The following is a 21307-nucleotide window of genomic DNA, read 5'->3' as shown; positions in this document are numbered from 1 at the left end:
GTCGCATTCTTCTATCGCAGCCTAGAATCTTTGACACCCGCGGGGCAAGTCACAGTTCAGCGACAGAATAAGGAACCTGACGCGCGTCAGGCGATGGCACTCAGCTCCGCCGCACGCAGGAAGTCGTTCCAATGCGAAAACCGCACATCATGCGCGATTTCCTCGACCGGAGACTTGCGGTAGCCTTCCGTATACAAGGCAAATCTCACCTCCGCATTCTCTGCGGTTCCGGCATCCACTTCGCTGTCGCCCACATACAGAACCTCTTTGGCAGAGAAACTGCCCATCGCCTCATTCAGTGGCTGAGGATCAGGCTTGCGCACTGGCAAAGTATCCCCGCCGATAACGACATCAAAAAAGCCCTCAAGACCCAACCCGGCCAACACATGCCGCCCGGGCTCTTCCGGTTTGTTCGTACACACCGCGAGAAACATCCCCTGCTCTTTGAGCAACCGCAGTACGTCCAACACGCCGTCATACACGACGGTCTTGTCGGAATTTGATGCATTGTAGATTGCCAACACCCGCGCGTGTACGCGATCAAACTCTTCCACCGGCATGCCCCGCGTGGCCATCACACGCTCAACAAGCTTGGGCAAACCATTGCCCACAAACGAAATTACCGTCGCAAGATCGAGAGGTTCAAAACCTTCTTCGGTGAGCATCAGGTTGACCGAGGCCTGAATATCCGGCGCGCTGTCCACCAGAGTGCCGTCCAAATCAAATACCACTGCCTTGATCATCTTTAGTGCTCCCCAAAACTTTCGGCGCACAGAAACAATCTTTGAGGACAAAGGCAAGCGCATGGGTGCGCTCTACCAACGAGCCGTGATGACAACAGAGAACTAGCCCCCAACTTGTTGCCAGAGGGCATTCATTCAACCCTGAACCGATCTGGCGAGAGGTTTCTGCAAATCTGTCGCCGCGATACGCTGGTGCATTCGGGCTTTCTTCACTAACATGAAGAACACCGACCTATTTCAAGAAAATCCTGAAGATCCATGTCCTACATCGACAACATCCGAACCTTTGTACGTGTCTATGAACTGGGCAGCATGTCCGCCGCGGCCCGTGATCAGCGGATATCTGCAGCCGTGGCATCCTCCCGGATTTCTCAGTTGGAAGAATATCTTAGTGTGCGTCTCTTTCACCGCACAACACGGCAGCTCAATCCCACTGAGCAGGGCAACACCTTCTATGATGGCGCATGTAAGGTTCTGGAGGCGATAGAAGACGCCGAAGCCGCGGTGAACTCCATCACGCAAAGCCCACGTGGCTTGCTTCACATCGCCGCCCCGTTGGGGGTTGGCCGACGACTGATCGCGCCCTTAGTTCCAGAATTCAAAAAAGAATATCCGCTGGTCGATCTGAGGCTGCGCCTTTCTGACCGGAAGCTGGACCTAACCGCAGAGGGCTTGGATGTCGCCTTTTTCTTAGGTGTGCCAGAAGACAGCACTCTGCGCATTCGAAAGATTGCGGATTGCCCGCGTGTGCTTTGTGCATCCCCGAGCTACCTCGCGCAGCGTGGCACACCTGAGACGCCTGAGGCCCTTACGGATGGAACTCATGATTGCCTCAACCTGCGCTACCCCGGCGCTCCGGAATTCCAATGGCCGCTGGAAACATCGAACGGAACACAGCGTTTTGCAGTGAAAGGGCCGTTTGAGTCAGACGATGGAGATGTGCTTACAGACTGGGCGCTTGAGGGCTTTGGCATCACCCTCAAGCCGGTGTTTGAGATCGCAGAACACCTTAAATCAGGCGCTCTGGTGCCCGTTCTGCAAGACACGCCGCCGATACCGATCCAGATGGCGCTGCTATATACGCACCGCCGTCACCAAGATCCTAAAACACGACTTTTGATCGAGTTCATGACTCCACGCGTGCAAGCTGCGCTCTCCGGAAACCTTTCCGTTTCAGAAGGTTAACTGCCGCGATAGGTGGAATACCCAAATGGGGACAGCAACAGCGGCACATGGTAATGCGCCTCGGCGTCAGCCATGCCAAAGCGGATCGGGATCTCATCCAAGAAGAGCGGATCATCTCCCGCCTGACCGGTCTCGCGCAGGTAGTCACCGCAATGGAAGATCAGTTCGTAAGTGCCTGTTTTGAAATCGCCTTCTGGCAAGATTGGCGCATCTGTGCGGCCGTCATCATTGGTGACAGTCTCGGCAATTTTGCGGTGTGAATTGCCGCTGACGCGATACAGCGAAATACGAATGCCTTTTGCCGGAACGCCCCGCGCCGTGTCCAGAATATGGGTTGTCAGATAGCCAGCCATAAAATTCCCTCACATTTCTTGTGCATCGTCTATCGCCGATGATGCTCCGCCAAGCAAAGCCAGAGTGCCAACAACACTTTCATGAATAAAGAGAAAGTCTTGGGCATTTGCACGCGTTAGAACATAATGACAAAAATGTGAGGGAGCCGACAACGTGACTCGTTACGTCCGGAACATGCGGGGGTATGGCCAAAACCCACCCCGCGCTGCTTGGCCAAATGATGCCAAAATCGCCGTACAATTTGTGCTGAATTACGAAGAAGGCGGCGAAAACTGCGTTCTGCATGGGGACGCCGCCTCCGAGGCATTCCTGTCAGACATCCCAGGCGCCGCGCAATGGCCCGGGCAACGCCACTGGAACATGGAGTCGATCTACGAATATGGCGCGCGCGCCGGTTTCTGGCGCCTCCATCGCCTTTTCACCGGCGCGGATATTCCCGTCACAATTTACGGTGTCGCGACTGCACTTGCCCGCAGCCCCGAACAGGTTGCTGCTATGAAGAGCGCCGGTTGGGAGATCGCCAGCCACGGCCTCAAGTGGGTCGAACACAAAGATATGGCAGCGGATGAAGAGCGCGCCGCGATTGCGGAAGCGATCCGCCTGCACACCGAGGTGGTCGGCGAGCGCCCGCGCGGCTGGTACACAGGCCGATGCTCCGAGAACACCGTGCAGCTCGTCGCTGAGGAAGGTGGCTTTGACTATATCTCAGACACTTACGACGACGACCTGCCTTATTGGCTGGAGCTGGAAGAGCGTGATCAACTGATCATTCCCTACACGCTTGAGGCCAATGACATGCGCTTTGCCACGGCACCGGGCTGGGTGACTGGGCAGGACTTCTACACATACCTCAAAGATGCCTTCGATACACTCTACGCCGAAGGCACCGACGGCGCACCCAAGATGCTCTCCATCGGGCTGCATTGCCGCTTGGTCGGGCGCCCGGGCAAACTCGCGGCGCTCAAGCAGTTTGTGGATTACATCCAGAGCTTTGAAGGGGTTTGGACACCCCGGCGGATCGACATCGCCGAGCATTGGCAAACCCATCACCCGCATCAGCGGATCGAGCGCCCAAGCATGATGGACAAAGCCCGCTTTGTGGAAAGCTATGGCGGCATCTTTGAGCACTCCCCCTGGGTTGCTGAGCAAGCGCATGATTTGGAACTTGGCCCGGCGCACGATTGCGCTGCCGGGGTGCACAATGTGCTTTGCCGCGCTTTCCGCCGCGCACCGAAAGAAGCCCGCCTAAAAGTGCTTCAGGCGCACCCTGATCTGGCTGGAAAGCTTGCGGCGGCTGGCCGTTTGACCGCTGAAAGCACCTCAGAGCAGGCCGGCGCAGGTTTGGACATGCTGACCGACGAAGAGCGCACCCGTTTCACGCAACTCAACACAGACTACGTTGCGAAACACGGGTTTCCCTTCATCATCGCAGTGCGCGATCACGACAAACCCTCCATCATGGCCGCCTTTGAGCGACGGATCGGCAACGACAGCACAACCGAATTTGCAGAAGCCTGCCGACAGGTAGAGCGGATTGCCGAGTTCCGCCTGCAGGATTTGCTGCCTTGACCGATATCGATGCACTTCCCCTGACCGCAGAAGCCTTCGCGCCATTTGGCGATGTCATCACGCTGCGGGACGCTCCTGATAAGATCATCAATCAAGGCATGTGCGGTCGGCATCACGACTTGGCCCAAATGGATTTTGGGCCAATGGGACGTGCGGGCATCTCGCTGTTCAATGCCACGCCTCGCACGCTGCCATATATATTGGACATGGTCGAGCGGCACCCAGACGGCTCGCAGGCTTTCATTCCGATGACGGAACATGCGTTTTTGGTGATTGTTGCCAAAGATTTAGGCGGCACCCCCGATGTGCCCCAAGCTTTCCTCACGGCACCCGGCCAGGGCATCAACTTTCATCGCAACATATGGCACGGGGTGCTGACACCTCTGAGCGCACCCGGCTTGTTTGCCGTAGTAGATCGCATCGGAGACACCGCCAACCTAGAAGAGTTTTGGTTCGACACCCCGTATCGCGTGGTGGCCGACCAAATCCCCCGGTCAGGCCTCACCTGACCCTCTTGCCTCAAGCTGCTCAATATCAGAAGTGGCAGGGCGTAACGACCGACAGGAGAAGCAAAAATGGCTGATACCACAGCTACCAACACGCAGACATTGGGGCAGTATGCCGACCCCAATGTCACGCCACCTTTAGGCCAGGCAATTCCGCTTGGCTTTCAGCACGTCTTGGCGATGTTCGCCTCCAACGTGACCCCTTCAATCATCGTCGCCGGTGCGGCTGGTCTGGCCTTTGGTGGGCCGGAACAGGTCTATCTCATTCAGATGGCGATGCTTTTTGCAGGCATCGCCACGCTCTTTCAGACTGTTGGGATTGGTCCCATTGGCGCGCGCCTGCCCATCATGCAAGGCACCAGCTTCGCCTTTGTGGGCGTTCTGGCGGGTGTCGCCGCGACCCAAGGTCTGAGCGTTGCGCTCACCGCCTGTATCATTGGCGGCGTTATCCACTTTGCGCTTGGATCCGTGATCGGCAAGCTGCGCTGGCTCTTCCCGCCGCTGGTGACAGGTCTGGTGATCCTTGCGATCGGCCTCTACCTGATCCCGGTGGCCATCAAATATGCAGCAGGTGGCGCGGCGAGCTTTCAAATGGAAGCCGAAAGCTTCGGCTCGCTGAAGCACTGGTCCGTGGCCCTAACCGTTGTGATCGTCGCTTTGGTGCTTAAGTTCTACACCAAAGGCGTCCTGTCTAATGCCGCGATCCTGGTGGGCCTTCTGGCAGGCTACGTTCTGGCTTTTGCACTCGGCATGGTAAACTTCGCAGCGGTTGGCAAAGCCTCTTGGGTGACAGGCATCACGCCTCTGCCTTATGGCTTTGAGTTCAGCCTTGGCGCCGTCATCGCCGTCACCTTGGTTTCCATCGTGTCTGCCATTGAAACTGTGGGCGACGCCTCAGCAACCGCGAAAGCGGGCGCTGGCCGTGACGCGACGGATGCAGAGATCCAGGGCGCCACCTACGCAGATGGCCTCGGCACAGCCGTGGCAGGCGTGTTTGGCGGTCTGCCCAACACATCCTTCAGCCAAAACGTTGGCATTGTCGGCATGACAGGTGTGATGAGCCGCCATGTGGTGACCATTGGTGGTATCGTTCTGATCGTCTGCGGCTTGCTGCCCAAGATTGGCGCCGTCATCGCTTCTATGCCGCTCCCGGTGCTGGGTGGCGGCGTGATCGTGATGTTTGGCATGGTTGCCTCCGCAGGCCTGAACGTGCTGACCGAGGTGAACATGAACCGCCGCAATATGGTGATCATCGCGGTCTCGCTTGCGGCAGGTCTCGGGCTCAACCTTGTGCCAACCGCCGTGCAATATCTGCCGGGCGTGGTGAAAACACTGATGACATCCGCAGTGGCGCCCACAGCGCTTTGCGCAATTGTGCTCAACCTGGTGCTGCCGCAAGAAGACAGCTAACCTTCTGCAAATCCGATCTAAAAGGGGCGTTCGCGCCCCTTTTTCTTTGTCTGCTCACCCGTCTTTAACGCTTCCGCCATACCCCGTATCAGACATGATCTGAGCGCATGGGAGCCATGCAACCGCCCCACTAGCTTGATTGTTTAATGTTAAACTATAGTGTCTGAAACGCGGATTTCAGTGGAGGAGACGCCGCATGGCGAACGAGATTTCTGACATCGACCCAATCGAGTCCCAAGAATGGCAAGATGCAATCGAAGACGTGATTGCGCGGGACGGCCCAGACAGAGCCCATTACCTGCTGGACAAAGCGGTGCAACAGGCCCGTGCGGCCGGTGCGACACTGCCTTTCTCGGCAACCACCCCTTACCAGAACACCATCCCGGCGGATGATCAGGAAGAATTTCCTGGCGATCTCGATATGGAATGGCGCATCCGCACCATAAACCGCTGGAATGCCATGGCGACCGTGGTGCGCCGCAACAAAGAGAGCAGCGAATATGGCGGCCATATCGCCTCCTTCGCCTCCTCCGCGGTGATGTATGATATAGGGTTAAACCATTTCTGGCGCAGCAAATCTGCGATCCATGGTGGTGACCTTGTGTTCTTCCAAGGCCACGTGATCCCGGGCATCTATGCGCGTTCCTTCATGGAAGGTCGCCTGACCGAGGAGCAGCTTGAGAACTTCCGCTCCGAGGTGAACGGCAAAGGCCTTTCTTCCTATCCGCACCCTTGGCTGATGCCCGACTATTGGCAGTTCCCAACCGTATCTATGGGCCTTGGTCCGCTGATGGCGATCTACCAGGCGCGGTTCATGAAATACATGCACAACCGTGGCCTCATCGACATGGCAGACCGCAAGGTCTGGTGCTTCCTTGGCGATGGCGAAATGGACGAACCGGAAAGCCGTGGTGCCATCGACCTCGCCGTGCGCGAAGGTCTCGACAACCTGATCTTCGTTGTAAACTGCAACCTGCAACGGCTTGATGGCCCAGTGCGCGGCAACCACAAGATCGTGCAGGAACTGGAAGGTGACTTCCGCGGCGCGGGTTGGAATGTCATCAAGCTGCTGTGGGGGAAAGGCTGGGACGAACTGCTGGAGAAAGACACCTCCGGCAAGCTGCGCCAGTTGATGGATGAAACCGTTGATGGCGACTACCAGACCTTCAAGTCCAAAGACGGTGCCTACATTCGCGAGCATTTCTTCGGCAAATATCCGGAAACCGCGGAACTGGTCAAAGACTGGACAGACGAGCAGATCTGGGCACTGCGCCGCGGCGGCCACGATCCGCAGAAAGTCTACACCGCGTTCAAACGTGCGACTGACACCAAGGGCATGCCAACCTGCCTGCTGATCAAGACCGTCAAAGGTTACGGCATGGGCAGCGCCGGTGAAGGTCAGAACACCACCCACCAGCAAAAGAAAATGGCCGAAGATCAACTGCGTGCCTTCCGGGATCGTTTTGAGATCCCAGTGAGCGACGAAGATCTGCCCAAAGCGCCATTTGTGAAGCTCAACAACGCGCAGAAAGCCTATCTGGCTGACCGCCGCAAAGCGCTTGGCGGGGAATTCCCCAAGCGTGAGAGCCAATCCCCCAAGATGGAAATCCCCGCGCTCGACAAATTTGCCGCGCAGCTGAAAGGCACCGGCGAGCGTGAAATCTCCACCACTATGGCCTTCGTCCGCATCCTGACCACGCTGCTGCGTGACAAGCAGATCGGCAAAAACGTCGTGCCAATCGTGCCGGATGAAAGCCGCACATTCGGAATGGAAGGCCTGTTCCGCTCGGTCGGGATCTATAACCCTGAAGGGCAGAACTACACGCCAGAAGATGCCGATCAGATGATGTACTATAAGGAATCGACTTCTGGTCAGGTTCTGCAGGAAGGCATCAACGAAGCGGGCGCCATGGCGGATTGGATTGCGGCAGCAACCTCCTATTCCAACCACGGCGTGCCGATGATCCCCTTCTTCATCTACTACTCCATGTTTGGCTTCCAGCGGATCGGCGATCTCGCTTGGGCGGCAGGCGACAGCCGGGCGCGCGGCTTTATGCTGGGTGGCACCGCAGGGCGCACCACACTGAACGGCGAAGGGCTGCAGCATGAGGACGGCCACAGCCATATCCTCGCGGGCACCATTCCAAACTGCGTCAGCTATGATCCGACCTTCCAGCACGAAGTTGCTGTGATCGTGCAGCATGGCCTCAAGAGAATGTATGAAAATCAGGAAGATGTGTTCTTCTACCTGACCTTGATGAACGAAAACTACGCCCATCCAGATATGCCTATGGGTGTGGAAGACGAGATCATCAAAGGCCTCTACCGCTTCCAGGAAGTCAAAAAGCCTACCAAGAAGCACGTCACGCTGATGGGCTCCGGCACCATTCTTGTGCAGGCCATGAAGGCCGCAGACATGCTCAAGGAAGACTTTGGTGTAACCGCTGAAATCTGGTCTGCCACGAGCTTCAACGAGCTGGCGCGGGATTGCCAGGATGTGGCCCGCCACAACCGCCTGAACCCGCTGGCGGAACCAAAAGTGTCCTTTGTTGCGGAGCAACTTGCCAAAGCAAAAGGTCCGGTGATCGCCGCGACAGACTACATGAAGAACTACGCAGAGCAAATCCGCACCTGTGTGCCGGGCCGCTATACGGTTCTGGGTACAGACGGCTTTGGCCGCTCTGACAGCCGTGTGAACCTGCGCCGCTTCTTTGAGGTGGATGCCAACCATATCGCCGCAGCCGCCATGGTGGATCTCTACCGTGACGGCTCTGTGACCAAGAAAGACCTTGAGGCCGCATTGGCCAAATATGACATCGACGGCGCCAAGCCGAACCCGCGCCTGGTGTGATCGGGAAGAGAGGAGATTTTAAACATGGCAATTGAAGTCAAAGTTCCCGACATCGGTGATTTCACTGAAGTTCCAGTGGTTTCCGTCTTGGTCAGCGCAGGCGATGTGATCGCGGCAGAAGATCCCCTGATCGAAATCGAAAGCGACAAGGCCACCATGGAAGTGCCTTCCCCGGCGGCGGGCAAGGTGCTTGAGATCAAAGTGGCCGAAGGGGATAACGTCTCTGAAGGTTCGCTGGTTCTGCTGCTGGAAGCAGAAGAGGCTGCAGACGCAGCACCGGCCCCCAAAGCCGAGGCCGCCCCGGCGGCGGCACCTGCTGCGGCACCTGCGCCAGCGGCACCTGCCCCGGCAGCTGTGACAGACGCTGGGTTTGGCAAAGCACATGCGTCCCCATCGGTGCGCGCCTTTGCGCGTCAGCTGGAAGTGGATCTGGCCAAGGTCAACGGCACAGGCCGCAAGGGCCGCATCCTGCGCGAAGACGTCACCGCCTTCCTGAAGTCCACCACAACAGCGGCGGCGCCTGCTGGTGCGGCACAGGGCGGCATGGGCATCCCGCCGATCCCAGCGGTGGATTTCTCCAAATTCGGTCCAACCGAAGATGTGGATATGCCCCGGATCAAGAAGATCTCCGGCCCGGCCCTGCACCGCAGCTGGCTCAACATCCCGCATGTCACGCACAACGAAGAAGCCGACATCTCAGAGCTGGACGGCTACCGCCGTGAGCTGGATGCACAGGCCAAGCAAGACGGCTACCGCGTCACGCTTTTGTCCTTTGTTATCAAGGCCTCCGTCTCTGCGCTGAAGCAGCACTGGGAAGTGAACTCTTCGCTGCATCCGGATGGTGACAAGCTGATCAAGAAGGATTTCTACAACATCGGCTTTGCGGCAGACACGCCCAATGGTCTGGTGGTTCCGGTGATCAAAGATGCGGATCGCAAAGGCATCATCGAAATTTCCAAAGACCTGATGGAGCTTTCCGCCAAGGCGCGTGAAGGCAAGCTGAAGGGCGACGACATGTCCGGCGCGACCTTCACCATCTCCAGCCTCGGCGGCATTGGCGGCACGTCTTTCACCCCGATTGTGAACGCGCCTGAAGTGGCAATCCTCGGTCTGACCCGCTCCAAAATGGCGCCGGTTTGGAACGGTGAAGAGTTTGAGCCACGCCTGATGCAGCCGCTGTCTCTGAGCTATGACCACCGCGCGATTGACGGTGCTCTGGCGGCGCGCTTCTGCGCCACGCTGAAGCACCTGATGGGCGACGTGCGTCGCCTGATGCTCTAAGGGAGGACTTCACTATGGACGTCAAAGTACCTGATATTGGTGACTTTTCCGAAGTTCCTGTGGTTTCTATTCTGGTCTCTGTTGGCGACACTGTCGCCGCAGAGGATCCGCTGATCGAGCTGGAAAGCGACAAGGCCACGATGGAAGTGCCTTCCCCCGCCGCTGGCGTGGTGAAAGAGATCAAGGTGGCCGAAGGCGACAATGTCTCTGAGGGCAGCCTGATCATCGTTCTGGACGCTGAAGGTGCGGAAGAAGCGCCCAAGGCGGCAGCTCCGGCGGCGCCTGCTGCACCACAAACCGTGGCCGCAACTGGCACCGCAACCGGTGCCGGTGATGTGCATGCCGAAGTGGTCGTGCTGGGTTCTGGCCCCGGCGGTTACACAGCAGCCTTCCGCGCGGCGGATCTGGGCAAAAAAGTTGTGCTGATTGAGAAAGACAGCTCCCTTGGTGGTGTCTGCCTCAACGTGGGCTGTATCCCGTCCAAGGCGCTCCTGCACTCGGCCAAAGTCATCACCGAAGCAGAGGAAATGGGCGATCACGGCATCAGCTTTGCCAAACCTGAGGTCGATCTCGACAAGCTGCGCGGCTGGAAAGAAAGTGTTGTCAATCAATTGACTGGCGGCCTTTCTGGATTGGCCAAAGCCCGCAAGGTGCAGGTTGTGAACGGCTTTGGCACTTTCACCGGCCCCAACATGATCGAGGTGGACAACGATGGTGAAAAATCCACCGTCAGCTTTGATCAATGTGTGATCGCCGCCGGGTCTGAGCCCGTCACCCTGCCCTTCATCCCGCATGACGATCCCCGCGTGATCGACAGCACCGGCGCGCTGGAGCTGGAAGACGTGCCAGAGCGCCTTCTGGTGCTGGGTGGCGGCATCATCGGCCTGGAAATGGCCACGGTGTACGATGCGCTTGGCTCCAAAGTCACAATTGTCGAGTTCATGGATCAGATCATTCCCGGGGCTGACAAAGATGTGGTCAAACCGCTGCACAAGCGGATTGAGGGGCGCTATGAGGCGATCCTAACCAAGACCAAAGTCACTGCGGTTAATGCAACGGACGCTGGTCTTGAGGTCACCATGGAAGGCCCTAAGGGCGAAGTGGTTGATACTTTTGACAAAGTTCTTGTTGCGGTGGGCCGTCGCCCAAATGGTACAAAAATCAATGCCGCTGCGGCTGGCGTGGCAGTGGATGAGCGCGGCTTTATCGCGGTCGATAGCCAGCAACGCACTGGTGTGCCTCACATTTTTGCCATTGGCGATGTGGTTGGCCAGCCGATGCTCGCCCACAAGGCTGTGCATGAAGGCAAAGTCGCTGCAGAGGTGGCCGCAGGGCACAAACGCCACTTTGATGCGCGGGTGATCCCGTCGGTGGCCTACACCGATCCTGAGGTTGCCTGGGTGGGCGTCACAGAGACCCAAGCCAAGGCCGAAGGGCTGAAGGTTGGCAAGGGTGTGTTCCCATGGGCCGCATCTGGCCGCTCGCTCAGCCTTGGCCGCTCCGAAGGCCTTACCAAATTGATTTTCGACGAAGAATCCGAGCGCGTGATTGGCGCGGGGATCGTTGGACCCAACGCTGGTGACCTGATCGCCGAGGTGGCGCTGGCCATCGAAATGGGCGCGGATGCAGTTGATCTGGGCCACACGATTCACCCCCACCCCACCCTGAGTGAGACGGTGAATTTCGCGGCGGAAATGTTTGAGGGCACGATCACCGATTTGATGCCACCGCGCAAAAAGAAATAAGAAAACACCTGTTTTCTGCCAAAGCGCGCCTTCCTTGAGGGCGCGCTTTTTCTTTTGGGAAAGGTTAATCCGACTCAGTGTGCCCAAAAGGCGGTTCGGTATCGCGTCGGTATCCCTACGGTATTGCGTCGGTGTTGATGTGCGGATTGCACGCATGGCGAGAGCTTAACGGAGCGCGCGTCGCCTCCGCCTCAAAACCCTCGCCGCGCAACGCGCGGCCTCCCTGCCCTTACAGCGGCCAGAAGACCGGGATCAACAGCGAGGCCAACAGCCCGATCGACAGGTTCAACGGAATGCCGACGCGCATGAAATCGGTGAACTTGTAGCCGCCCGGGCCGAACACCAGCATGTTGGTCTGATAGCCGATTGGCGTGGCAAAGCTTGCAGAGGCCGCGATCATCACCGCCACCACCAGCGGGCGCGGATCAACGCCAATGGCCTGTGCCAGCCCCACCGCGATGGGGGTGACCACCACCGCCACAGCGTTGTTGGAGACAAGCTCGGTCAGCACGGAGGTCAGCAAATAGATCGCCCAGACCAGCAGGAAGGGCGGCAGGTTCTCAAGCGCCGGGGCAAGGCTGGTGACAATCAGCGAGACCGCCCCTGAGGAGGACAAGGCCGCCCCAATCGCCAGCATGGCAAAGATGAGCGACAGGAGCCGGCCATCCACAAAGGAGAAGGCCTCATCCGCATCAATGCAGCGGGTCAGCAGAACAACAGCCACCGCCAGCAGCGAGAGCAGCAGGATCGGTGCCAGACCAAAGCCTGCAAGCACCACAACGCCCGCCATGGCGCCCAAGGCAATCGGCGCGTGGCCCCGGCGGTATTCCCGCTCAGAGGGCTGGGACACATCCACCATATCCATATCCGCCGACAGGCGCTGGATGTCTTCCGGCGCGCCTTCCAGCAGGAGCGTGTCCCCCACCCGCACCACAAGCTGGTCGAGCTGCTGGCCGATGTTCTGGTTCCGGCGATGCACCGCCAGCGGATAGACACCATAGCGGCGGCGCAGACGCAGGGAGCCAAGGCGGCGGCCGACCATGCGGCAGCCCGGTGTGATCAGCGCCTCAACTGTGGTGGTTTCCACCGCGCCGACCTGATCCAGCCGTTTCAGCGATTTGTTGCGCTGCAGGCTCAAAAGCTCGGTCATCTTGGTGCGCAGCACCACGCGGTCGCCGACCTGCAGGGTCACCTCTTTGAGGTTGCGGCGCAGGGAGGTGTCCCCGCGGATCACGTCGATCAGGCGCACGCCGTCGCGCTTGAAGAGCTGCACCCCGGTGACCTCCCGGCCCACAAGGTTGCTTTCCGGCGGGATCACCGCCTCGGTGAAGAATTTCATCTGGCTGCGGTTGGACAGCAGGTCTGCCATGCTTGCACGCTCCGGCAGCAGGCGACGGCCGATGACATAGAGGTAGAGCATCCCCCAAGCCACAATGATCAGGCCCAGCGGTGTGACCTCAAAAATCGAGAACGGCTCGAGCCCCTGATCGCGGGCCACGCCGTCCACCAACAGGTTGGTGGAGGTGCCAATCAGGGTCAACGTCCCACCCATGATCGCGGCATAACTGAGCGGGATCAGCAACTTAGAGGCCGAAGTTCCCAATGTGCGCGCAAGCTGGGTGAAGACCGGGATCATCACCACCACCACCGGCGTGTTGGACACAAAGGCCGAGGCAACGATCACAAACCCCAAAAGCATCACAATTGCCAGCGCGGGGTTTCGTTTGGCCTGCCCGTCTGCGAGCTGTGTGAAGGTCGACAGGGCCCCGGTGCGCACCAAGGCGCCCATGACAATGAACATTGCGGCAATTGTCCATGGCGCAGGGTTTGAGAGCACACCCAAGGCGGCCTCATAAGGCAGCACGCCGAGGAACAACAGAACCGCCACCCCGCCAATGGCAACCACCTCTGTGGGGTAGACTTCCTTGAGGAACAGCACAAACATGCTGGCCACCGTCAGCAGAGCCAAGACCGCCTGTGTGGTTTGAGAAAACGCAAAAAGATCCATAGTGCTCAGCCCTTATCAGCGGGCAAGTTTTATCATGGCGCCGATGCCGGGCAAGCGGTTTTCGTTTCCAATCAGCAGGAATAGCGCGCTTTGCTCAGTCTGACAGCAACGTCATGGCGCCTTGCGCTTCACCCCGCTCTTCATTCTGCCCAAAATACTCTGGGGGGATCGCGGCCCCGCCGCGATGGGGGCAAAGCCCCCTCCTCTGCAGATCAGGAAGACTGTCGCGGACGCACGAGGGTCATGCCGGTCAGGATCAGCGCGAGCGCCGCCCAGACCCAGAGCGAGTAGCGCTCAGACAGCAAGATCATCGCCCAGAGCACGCCTGTGCCGGTCACCACATAAGAGACCTGCGCCGCAAAGACCGCGCCTGCGCGGGACACCAGCCAGACATAGGCGGTGTAGACACAGGCGTGAATGATTGACGAGAGCACCAGCGCAAACTCCGGCGCGGTCCATTCGGTGCGCGGATCAATGAATTGACCGGAGGCCAGCGCCAGCGGCAGGGCCAATATGGCGCCCACCACGCTTGCGCCATAGAGCACATGGCCAGCGCCCAGCCCCTGCATCCCCCATTTCGACACCACGTTGCCTTCCAGCGCGTAGCAGACCGGGGCAATCACCGCGATGGGCAACCAGAGCGCCATGGCGGGATCCGGCAGTGCGGCGGGTTCTGACAGGATCACCACGCCTGCAAGCCCTGCCAGCAAGCCGATCAGGCGTGGCCAGTTGAACCTGTCCACCCCAAAGAGGAGCGCCATGGGAAAGGCGACAATCGGCACCAGCGAGATCACAATGGACATGACACCGGAGGGCAGTTCCGCCGCCGCGCGGTAGGAAAAGCTGTTGGGGATCAATGTGCCAAGCGCGGCGATCAGCAGGAAGAACCACAGTTTGTCACGTGGTAGGGCGACGGATTTGCCGGTGAGCAGCCGCAACACAAACAAAAACACCGCGCCAATCAGCATTTGCCAGAAGATCAGCCCAAGCGGCTGGTACCCCTCAGACACTGCGATTTTTGCCAGCGGCTGTGTGAGCCCCCAACCGGTGCCAATGGCCAGCAGGATTGCGCTAAACTGCAGGGGCGACATGGGCTGCTAAAGGCGTCAGCTTGGGCCGGACTGGCTGAGCCTGCCGCCCTGACGCACCATCTCGATGCGGGTGGCGGCGCCGGTGCGGTCGTCGGTTTCCACATAAACCCCTGAAAGCGTCGCCTCCCCCAGCGCAGGCGTGAACCGCGCCTTGGGCATGCCGGTGACAAAGCGGCGCATGGGCTCTTCTTTTTCCATACCGATGACGGAGTTGTAGTCGCCGCACATGCCCGCATCCGCCTGAAAGGCCGTGCCTTTGGGCAGGATCTGGGTGTCTGCCGTTGGCACATGGGTGTGGGTGCCCACCACAAGGCTCACACGGCCATCGCAGTAATGCCCCATGCCCATCTTCTCGGAAGTGGCCTCACAATGCATATCGACGATCGCGGCCTGCACCATGCCGCCGCGCGGATGGGCGCGAAGCACTTGATCCACGGCGGAAAACGGATCGGAATAAGGCTGCTTCATAAAGACCTGTCCCAGCGCCTGGGTGACCAGCACCTTGCGCCCGCCGCGCGCTTCAAACACGCGGAACCCTTTGCCCGGCACATCGCCACGGGCGTAGTTCAGCGGGCGGATGATGCGCGGCTCCGACTGGATGAATTGCAGCATGTCTTTCTGGTCAAAGGCGTGATCGCCAAGCGTGAGGCAATCGGCCCCGGCATCGAGCAGCGCCTTGGCGTGGGCGCCAGACAGCCCCATGCCGTTGGAAGCGTTTTCGCCGTTTACCACGACAAAATCGAGCCGCCAGTCTTCCCGCAGCTTGGGAAGGCGTTCCACCACAGCCGCGCGTCCTGCGCGGCCCATCACATCACCTAGAAAGAGCATTTTCATGGGGGATGGTCCTATCCCTGATCGCGGCTCACCTCAAGGGAGGAACCACCACCGGCGCGCATTCCTGCGCATCCCGTGGCACCGCACACCAATCAGCGCACCAATCAGCGCCCCTCAACATAGGCGACCAGAAACTCCGGCGCGGGGAATTGGGTGAAAAGGATGTAGAGAAACACAAGCCCTGCAAGCAGGCGACCGACCCGGTGATAGCGCAGGGTGGCATAGAGGAACCGGAGCTTGCTGCGCAGGCTTTGAGGGCCGACCTCTGCCGGTTGCTGCGTGTTTTTGGGCAGGGCGTTGCGGTCGCCGCGCACCGCCGCGCTGAGCTGTTGCTCGCTCAGCATCTGCGTAGTCACCACGCTGCGGGGCTTGGGCGCGTCGGGCAACCGTCTGCGCAGCTCGATGTAGCCGTTGGGAAACTGAGGGTTGTCTGCATTGTGGCGCACCTCGATCACATCAGCCCCCGGCGCATCAGTGCTGAAGGTTTCCATATCTCCCAGAATGCGCCCCAGCGCGCGGCAATAGGTCAGGAACTCCAGAATATGCTGATGGTTTTGAAACAGCTGCTGCGGGTCGGTGTCCTCCGGGGCAAAGATCACCTCTTTTCCCAAAAAATGCTGTGAGCCAATGGCGCGCAGGCCGACCTTCTGGGGGCCGTCAGGCCCTGCCCCAGCCCCAAAGGGAAAAGGCGCGACATAGAGCACGGGATTAAAGCCGACGGAGGCCAGTTTCACAAATGTGGCCCCGTCCAGCAGCTGATGGGACTGACACCAATGCACCGCAGAGGGCATCATCTCGCCAATCAAGGCCGTGGCAACGGTCTGGGCAATCAGCAGCCGACGCTCAAAACTGTCGGTGTTGGCAACATCCCCTAACATGGGGCCGAGACTGGCAATGAAGTCGCTGTCCGCGCCACTGTTGGCCAGTGCAGCGGCAATACCGGGCACTGAACCTGCAGCGACCTCAATCAGGATGGCCCGCTTGTGCTGTTTGACCGCCTGAAACAGATCAGGGCGCAGCGTCGCCGTAAGCGCGTTGGACAGCACTGAAGAAAAGCCATCCTGCGGCAAAGGCTTGTCAAACCGCTCCAGCGTGACATTCACCTGATCCGTGGCCAGCCCCAGATGGTTGGGCGAATTATAGCCTTTTAAGCTGGTCCAGGGGCCATAGTCCTTGAGCGCGTCCTGCAGGCGTGGAATGAGGCGCTCAAGCGCTTTGAACTGGCGCTTGAACTGTCGTGTATTGTCAAACACAAGGACAACCTGAAGGGCCTGCGCCAGATCTTTGATCATAGTTCCAAACTCGCTATGCGTGTATGGAGACTAATCACAACCAATTATGGCTGAATTTGGCGCGAACTGCGGAAAGACTGCGCAAGCCACATTTTGCCAGCGACAACAGCGCCGGAGCGCGCAGGCCACATCCAATCTTGCCCTATGCGCCTGACGCGGTATCTTGGGGCAAGTCATTCCAACCACAGGTGAATTATGAAACCCATCCTAGCCCTGACTGCCGCCGCTGGTGCCCTCGCCCTTGCTGGCTGCACCGAGCCTTACCCCAATGATCCCACCAATCTGGCCAATCCGGCGGCGACGCTCTGTGTGGACAAAGGCAACCAGTATGAAATCCGCCAAGATGCGGACGGCAATGCCGTGGGCTATTGCATCCTGCCAAGCGGTCAGGCGGTCGATGCCTGGGAATACTTCCGCACGCAGGCGACCTGATTTAAACGGGCGACCTGATCCTTACGGTCACATCGCCCAGCGCGTTCGATGTGGCGCGACGGGCGGTGCCTGATCAGCGAGAAAACTCGATCACCCGGCTTTGGGTGATCACCATATCCAGTGGCTGATCGGTGGCTTCCAGCGGCAGGGCCTCCGCCATTTGCTCTTCAAAGGCAAAGCCGATTGCCAATGTGGCGCGGCGGCTGCGCAGCAGCTCCAGTGTGCGGTCATAAAAGCCGCCACCATAGCCCAGACGCCCGCCCTTGAGATCAAAGCCCACCAGCGGGACAATCACGATTTCCGGCTCAAAATAATCATCCACCTCTGGCACTTTGGCCCCAAACGGTCCATCGCGCAGCGGCGCGTCAGGTTCCCAGCGGGAAAATTTGAGCGGCATGGCTTCGCCCTGAATGACAGGCACCCCAACAGGGCCATGGGCCGCGGCCTCTGCCATGGCGGCAAGTGGTGAAATCTCGGTGCGGATCGGCATATAGCCCGCCAGCGGCACACCGCGATGGCCTGCGAGCACTTCAGAGAGATGCCCGGCCTGACCGGGGCCTGCCATGGCAAAGGCCTCCTTACGGCGGGCAAATGCGGCTTTGCGGGCGGCGGCTTTCTGGTCGTTCAATGTCAATTCAGGGGTCATGGTCAGTCACTCACAAAAGGACCTGGGCGGCGAGCCCGAGGAAAAGGAAGAAGCCGACAACATCTGTCACCGTGGTGACAAAGGGGCCGGAGGCCAAGGCAGGGTCGATGTTCATACGGTCGAGCGCCATGGGGATCAGAATGCCGCCCAGCGCGGCGGCAATCTGGGTGAGCAGCATGGCCACGCCAATCACCACAGCCAGCATCGGCACGCCAAACCACGCCCCTGCCACCAGCGCCATGATAAAGCCAAAGAGCGCCCCATTGAGCGCGCCCACAGAAAGTTCCCGCCAGATCACCCGCATGGCGTTTTGTGCTGTGAGGTCTTTGGTGGCGAGCGCGCGCACGGTGACGGTCATGGTCTGGGTGCCGGCATTGCCGCCCATGGAGGCCACAATCGGCATCAGCACCGCTAGCGCCACCATCTGATCCACCGTATCGGCAAAGAGGTTGATCACGCCCGAGGCCAGAATGGCGGTCAGCAGGTTCACAAACAGCCATGTGGCTCGGCCTTTGGCGGCGTTGAAGATCGTATCTGAGAGGCTGGATTCATCGCTCACACCGGCAAGGCGCAGGATGTCTTCCTCGTGTTCCTCATCCAGCACCACCATGGCGTCATCAATGGTGATCACCCCGACCAGACGTTCGTCTTCATCCACCACAGGGGCGGAAATCAGGTGATACTGGTTGAAGGCATAGGCGACGTCTTCTTCGTCCTGGGTGATCGGGATGACCTGAAAGACCTCTTCCACCAAGGTCGCCATCAGCACATCACGGCGCGAGGACATGAGTTTGCCCAGCGTGACATTGCCCACGGGCTTCATGCGCGGGTCGACAAGGATCACATGGTAAAACTGCTCCGGCAGCTCTTCGGCGTTGCGCAGGAAGTCGATGGTCTCCCCCACGGTCCAGTGCTCCGGGGCAAACACGGTCTCGCGCTGCATCAGACGGCCAGCGGTGTTCTCCGGATAGCTGAGCGCCTGTTCCACCGCGACACGGTCGGCATCCTCAAGCTGATCAAGAATGGCTTCCTGCTGGGGCTCATCCAGATCCTCGACCAGATCAACGATGTCATCGCTTTCAAGATCGCGCACCGCTTCGGCCAGAACATCCGGGCGCAGGACGTTCATCACCTCTTCGCGCAGACCTTCATCCAGTTCGGAGAGGATCTCCCCGTCAAACTCCGCTCCGTAAAGCTGCACAAGGCGGCGGCGGTCAAAGGCGTTGATCTGTTCCAGAAGGTCGGCGATGTCCGCCGCGTGCAGCGGCTCCATCAGATCGAGCAGCGTGGCCCGGTCACCCGCCTCAATGGCATAGAGCACACCGGCCACCAGTTTCGGGCTCAGGGTGTAGTCGTCCTGCTCTTCGGTCTCAGCAGCAATCTCGGCGGTCTGATCGATGGCTTGGGTCATGACACCTGCTCTCTCGTTCTGCCGCTTGAGCGCCGCGAATTTCATCGGTGGCTGCGGGGCGTTTGCTCTGATCCGCCCAGCCCTCTGGCGCGGCGCGGACGAGGCTTGGACTTGGCCCGGACCATAGTTTAAAGCAGGGAGAGAACTCAATGGGATGCGACGGTTTTGACGCCAAAAAAGGCCCGCCCTGACAGCGGCCTGCGCCCCGTGATGAAATGATGCCCGATACTGCGGAGTTTGCCGTGATGCCCCCTCCTGTTTTGCTGCTTGGTCAGACCCTGTCTTTTGCCGCCAGCCCGTTTGAAACGCCGATTGAGAGCGCGGTGCGGCACCTGCCCCACGGGGGTGTTTTGATCCGGGATGGCAAGATCGCCGCGGTTGGGGATGGCGCAGCTCTGAAAGCCGCCCATCCCGAGGTGCAGGTGGTGGACTATGGCGATCAGCTGATCTGTGCAGGCTTTGTGGATGCCCATGTGCATTATCCGCAGACCGGCATCATCGCGAGCTGGGGCAAGCGGCTGATTGATTGGCTGAACAGCTACACTTTCCCAGAAGAGATGCGGTTCAAAGATCGCGCCTATGCGGATCAGATCGCCAAGACTTATCTTGATCTGACCGCACGGCATGGCGTCACCACGATGGCGAGCTATGGCACCATTCATCCGGAGTCGGCGGAGGCGTTTTTCAGCGAGGCCCAGCGCCGGGGGCAACGGGTTGTGGCGGGCAAGACCTGTATGGACCGCAATGCGCCTGACGGGCTGCGCGACACACCGCAGAGCGCTTATGACGACAGCAAGGCGCTCATTGAGAAATGGCACGGTGTGGAGCGGATCAGCTATGCGATCACGCCACGGTTTTCGCCAACCTCCACGCCCGAACAGCTGGAGGCGCTTGGCGCGCTCTGGGCCGAGCATCCCGAATGCCTGATGCAGACCCACCTGAGCGAGCAGACAGACGAAATCGCCTGGGTGCGGGAGCTGTTTCCTGAGGCGCGGGATTACCTTGATACCTATGAGCAGTTTGGCCTGCTGGGCGCGCGCGGGCTTTATGGTCATGCGATCCACCTTGAGCCGCGCGAGAAAGATAGGCTGCGAGAGGTCGGTGCGGGATTGATCCATTGCCCGACCTCCAACACGTTTATTGGCTCGGGGCTGTTTGACCTCAAAGGGCTGATGACCCAAGGGCAGAAGATCGGGCTGGCCTCTGACACCGGCGGCGGGTCAAGCTTCTCCATGCTGCGCACCATGGCGACGGCCTATGAGGTGGCACAGCTGCGCCACCACCCTCTACATGCGGCCGAGCTGATGTGGCTGGCCACCCAAGGCTCTGCCCAGACCCTGCATATGGCAGATCAGATCGGAAATTTGGCAGCGGGGATGGAGGCTGACATTGTGGTGCTGGACCTCGCCAGCACGCCAGAGATCGCCCAACGCGCCGCACGCGCGGAGGATCTCTGGGAAGCGCTTTTCCCGACCATCATGATGGGAGATGACCGCGCGATTGCGGCAACTTGGATTGGCGGAAGGCTCACCTAAACTAAGCCTTCATTCTGCCCAAAATACTCTCGCCGAAGGCCTCCAACAGAGGCCACCCTCCGCTGTGCCCTGCGGCTTTTGCGATCAAAACGCCTTAAACGTAAGCGTCGTGAGCGTGCGTTCGATGTTGGGAATGTCGAGCATGTGGCTGTTGATGAACTTACCCACATCTTCGCCTTCGGGGATATAGAGCTTCATCAGGAGGTCGTAGTCACCACTGGTGGAATGCAGCTCGGAGTGGATTTCCTTCAGCGCAATCTCTTCGGCGACGCGGTAGGTGGTGCCGGGTTTGCAGCGGATCTGGATAAAGACGCAGGTGGTCATGAAGGCCCTCATTTGATTTGGCCTCAAACTGGCACAAATGCCACCTGCCTCACAATCTGAAAATCCGCCCCCTTGGCCTGCCCCCTGCCC

18 protein-coding genes are annotated in these 21307 nt (G+C 59.3%); 9 read left to right on the top strand and 9 right to left on the bottom strand.

Annotated features, from left to right (window positions below):
• Window positions 1–86: 86 nt before the first annotated feature.
• On the bottom strand, window positions 87–743 hold the full coding sequence (gph, locus tag ACO07T_RS11975) for a phosphoglycolate phosphatase (RefSeq protein WP_422049607.1): 657 nt from the start codon (window positions 741–743) through the stop codon (window positions 87–89).
• Window positions 744–1001: 258 nt separating this feature from the next.
• Here gph and ACO07T_RS11970 point away from each other — a divergent pair, with 258 nt between their 5' ends.
• Window positions 1002–1928 (top strand): LysR family transcriptional regulator, encoded by a 927-nt coding sequence (locus ACO07T_RS11970; protein ID WP_422049606.1) that lies wholly within the window; start codon window positions 1002–1004, stop codon window positions 1926–1928.
• Here ACO07T_RS11970 and uraH read toward each other — a convergent pair.
• On the bottom strand, window positions 1925–2281 hold the full coding sequence (uraH, locus tag ACO07T_RS11965) for a hydroxyisourate hydrolase (RefSeq protein ID WP_422049605.1): 357 nt from the start codon (window positions 2279–2281) through the stop codon (window positions 1925–1927). The genes ACO07T_RS11970 and uraH overlap by 4 nt on opposite strands.
• Window positions 2282–2435: 154 nt before the next feature.
• On the opposite strand from uraH, the gene puuE reads away from it, so the two are divergent.
• The 6 genes from puuE (at window position 2436) to lpdA (ending at window position 11644) form a co-directional block, all read left to right on the top strand.
• Entirely contained in the window at window positions 2436–3851 is a 1416-nt protein-coding gene (gene puuE, locus ACO07T_RS11960; RefSeq protein WP_422049604.1) for an allantoinase PuuE, read from the top strand.
• Window positions 3848–4360, top strand: coding sequence for an ureidoglycolate lyase (locus tag ACO07T_RS11955; RefSeq protein WP_422049603.1), 513 nt, complete (start codon window positions 3848–3850; stop codon window positions 4358–4360). The genes puuE and ACO07T_RS11955 overlap by 4 nt, the downstream gene beginning before the upstream one ends.
• Window positions 4361–4426: 66 nt before the next feature.
• Entirely contained in the window at window positions 4427–5767 is a 1341-nt protein-coding gene (locus tag ACO07T_RS11950; protein ID WP_422049602.1) for a uracil-xanthine permease family protein, read from the top strand.
• A gap of 196 nt (window positions 5768–5963) precedes the next feature.
• The gene (aceE, locus tag ACO07T_RS11945; RefSeq protein ID WP_422049601.1) at window positions 5964–8618 is read left to right on the top strand and encodes a pyruvate dehydrogenase (acetyl-transferring), homodimeric type; all 2655 of its coding nucleotides are present in this window, start codon (window positions 5964–5966) and stop codon (window positions 8616–8618) included.
• A gap of 24 nt (window positions 8619–8642) precedes the next feature.
• Window positions 8643–9899: a dihydrolipoyllysine-residue acetyltransferase gene (gene aceF, locus ACO07T_RS11940; protein WP_422049600.1), complete on the top strand. Its 1257-nt coding sequence runs from the start codon at window positions 8643–8645 to the stop codon at window positions 9897–9899.
• Window positions 9900–9913: 14 nt separating this feature from the next.
• The gene (gene lpdA / locus ACO07T_RS11935) at window positions 9914–11644 is read left to right on the top strand and encodes a dihydrolipoyl dehydrogenase (RefSeq protein WP_422049599.1); all 1731 of its coding nucleotides are present in this window, start codon (window positions 9914–9916) and stop codon (window positions 11642–11644) included.
• Between the two features lie 229 nt (window positions 11645–11873).
• Here lpdA and ACO07T_RS11930 read toward each other — a convergent pair whose 3' ends face one another.
• The 4 genes from ACO07T_RS11930 to ACO07T_RS11915 form a co-directional block, all read right to left on the bottom strand.
• Window positions 11874–13652 carry an SLC13 family permease gene (locus ACO07T_RS11930; protein WP_209078149.1) on the bottom strand — a complete coding sequence of 593 codons (1779 nt, stop codon included), beginning with the start codon at window positions 13650–13652 and terminating at the stop codon, window positions 11874–11876.
• Window positions 13653–13864: 212 nt separating this feature from the next.
• Window positions 13865–14743 carry a DMT family transporter gene (locus tag ACO07T_RS11925; protein ID WP_422049598.1) on the bottom strand — a complete coding sequence of 293 codons (879 nt, stop codon included), beginning with the start codon at window positions 14741–14743 and terminating at the stop codon, window positions 13865–13867.
• Between the two features lie 15 nt (window positions 14744–14758).
• The gene (locus ACO07T_RS11920) at window positions 14759–15577 is read right to left on the bottom strand and encodes a TIGR00282 family metallophosphoesterase (RefSeq protein ID WP_209078147.1); all 819 of its coding nucleotides are present in this window, start codon (window positions 15575–15577) and stop codon (window positions 14759–14761) included.
• A gap of 104 nt (window positions 15578–15681) precedes the next feature.
• The gene (locus tag ACO07T_RS11915) at window positions 15682–16869 is read right to left on the bottom strand and encodes a hypothetical protein (protein WP_422049597.1); all 1188 of its coding nucleotides are present in this window, start codon (window positions 16867–16869) and stop codon (window positions 15682–15684) included.
• A gap of 195 nt (window positions 16870–17064) precedes the next feature.
• Here ACO07T_RS11915 and ACO07T_RS11910 point away from each other — a divergent pair, with 195 nt between their 5' ends.
• Window positions 17065–17301 carry a DUF333 domain-containing protein gene (locus ACO07T_RS11910; RefSeq protein WP_422049596.1) on the top strand — a complete coding sequence of 79 codons (237 nt, stop codon included), beginning with the start codon at window positions 17065–17067 and terminating at the stop codon, window positions 17299–17301.
• A 73-nt stretch (window positions 17302–17374) separates the two neighbouring features.
• Here the strand turns inward: ACO07T_RS11910 and ACO07T_RS11905 are convergent, their stop codons facing one another.
• Entirely contained in the window at window positions 17375–17947 is a 573-nt protein-coding gene (locus ACO07T_RS11905) for a 5-formyltetrahydrofolate cyclo-ligase (protein WP_422049595.1), read from the bottom strand.
• A 10-nt stretch (window positions 17948–17957) separates the two neighbouring features.
• The gene (gene mgtE / locus ACO07T_RS11900) at window positions 17958–19358 is read right to left on the bottom strand and encodes a magnesium transporter (protein ID WP_422049594.1); all 1401 of its coding nucleotides are present in this window, start codon (window positions 19356–19358) and stop codon (window positions 17958–17960) included.
• A 218-nt stretch (window positions 19359–19576) separates the two neighbouring features.
• Between mgtE and guaD the strand changes: the two genes are divergently transcribed.
• Complete coding sequence (gene guaD, locus ACO07T_RS11895) at window positions 19577–20893, top strand: guanine deaminase (RefSeq protein ID WP_422049593.1); 1317 nt, start codon at window positions 19577–19579, stop codon at window positions 20891–20893.
• An 84-nt stretch (window positions 20894–20977) separates the two neighbouring features.
• Here guaD and ACO07T_RS11890 read toward each other — a convergent pair whose 3' ends face one another.
• Complete coding sequence (locus ACO07T_RS11890; protein ID WP_209060590.1) at window positions 20978–21217, bottom strand: Lrp/AsnC ligand binding domain-containing protein; 240 nt, start codon at window positions 21215–21217, stop codon at window positions 20978–20980.
• Window positions 21218–21307: the final 90 nt, after the last annotated feature.

The organism is Shimia sp., assembly GCF_965227725.1.
In the GTDB taxonomy this organism is placed as follows: domain Bacteria; phylum Pseudomonadota; class Alphaproteobacteria; order Rhodobacterales; family Rhodobacteraceae; genus Shimia.
The sequence above is the reverse complement of the archived record's forward strand: the minus strand, read 5'-3'. Positions and strand labels throughout refer to the sequence as shown.

Excerpts from the sequence above, each read along its gene's own strand:
- gph (WP_422049607.1), bottom strand. The coding sequence starts at position 743 with ATGATCAAGGCAGTGGTATTTGATTTGGACGGCACTCTGGTGGACAGC.
- ACO07T_RS11970 (WP_422049606.1), top strand. The coding sequence starts at position 1,002 with ATGTCCTACATCGACAACATCCGAACCTTTGTACGTGTCTATGAACTG.
- uraH (WP_422049605.1), bottom strand. The coding sequence starts at position 2,281 with ATGGCTGGCTATCTGACAACCCATATTCTGGACACGGCGCGGGGCGTT.
- ACO07T_RS11950 (WP_422049602.1), top strand. The coding sequence starts at position 4,427 with ATGGCTGATACCACAGCTACCAACACGCAGACATTGGGGCAGTATGCC.
- aceE (WP_422049601.1), top strand. The coding sequence starts at position 5,964 with ATGGCGAACGAGATTTCTGACATCGACCCAATCGAGTCCCAAGAATGG.
- aceF (WP_422049600.1), top strand. The coding sequence starts at position 8,643 with ATGGCAATTGAAGTCAAAGTTCCCGACATCGGTGATTTCACTGAAGTT.
- lpdA (WP_422049599.1), top strand. The coding sequence starts at position 9,914 with ATGGACGTCAAAGTACCTGATATTGGTGACTTTTCCGAAGTTCCTGTG.
- ACO07T_RS11930 (WP_209078149.1), bottom strand. The coding sequence starts at position 13,652 with ATGGATCTTTTTGCGTTTTCTCAAACCACACAGGCGGTCTTGGCTCTG.
- ACO07T_RS11925 (WP_422049598.1), bottom strand. The coding sequence starts at position 14,743 with ATGTCGCCCCTGCAGTTTAGCGCAATCCTGCTGGCCATTGGCACCGGT.
- ACO07T_RS11920 (WP_209078147.1), bottom strand. The coding sequence starts at position 15,577 with ATGAAAATGCTCTTTCTAGGTGATGTGATGGGCCGCGCAGGACGCGCG.
- ACO07T_RS11915 (WP_422049597.1), bottom strand. The coding sequence starts at position 16,869 with ATGATCAAAGATCTGGCGCAGGCCCTTCAGGTTGTCCTTGTGTTTGAC.
- ACO07T_RS11910 (WP_422049596.1), top strand. The coding sequence starts at position 17,065 with ATGAAACCCATCCTAGCCCTGACTGCCGCCGCTGGTGCCCTCGCCCTT.
- ACO07T_RS11905 (WP_422049595.1), bottom strand. The coding sequence starts at position 17,947 with ATGACCCCTGAATTGACATTGAACGACCAGAAAGCCGCCGCCCGCAAA.
- mgtE (WP_422049594.1), bottom strand. The coding sequence starts at position 19,358 with ATGACCCAAGCCATCGATCAGACCGCCGAGATTGCTGCTGAGACCGAA.
- guaD (WP_422049593.1), top strand. The coding sequence starts at position 19,577 with ATGCCCGATACTGCGGAGTTTGCCGTGATGCCCCCTCCTGTTTTGCTG.
- ACO07T_RS11890 (WP_209060590.1), bottom strand. The coding sequence starts at position 21,217 with ATGACCACCTGCGTCTTTATCCAGATCCGCTGCAAACCCGGCACCACC.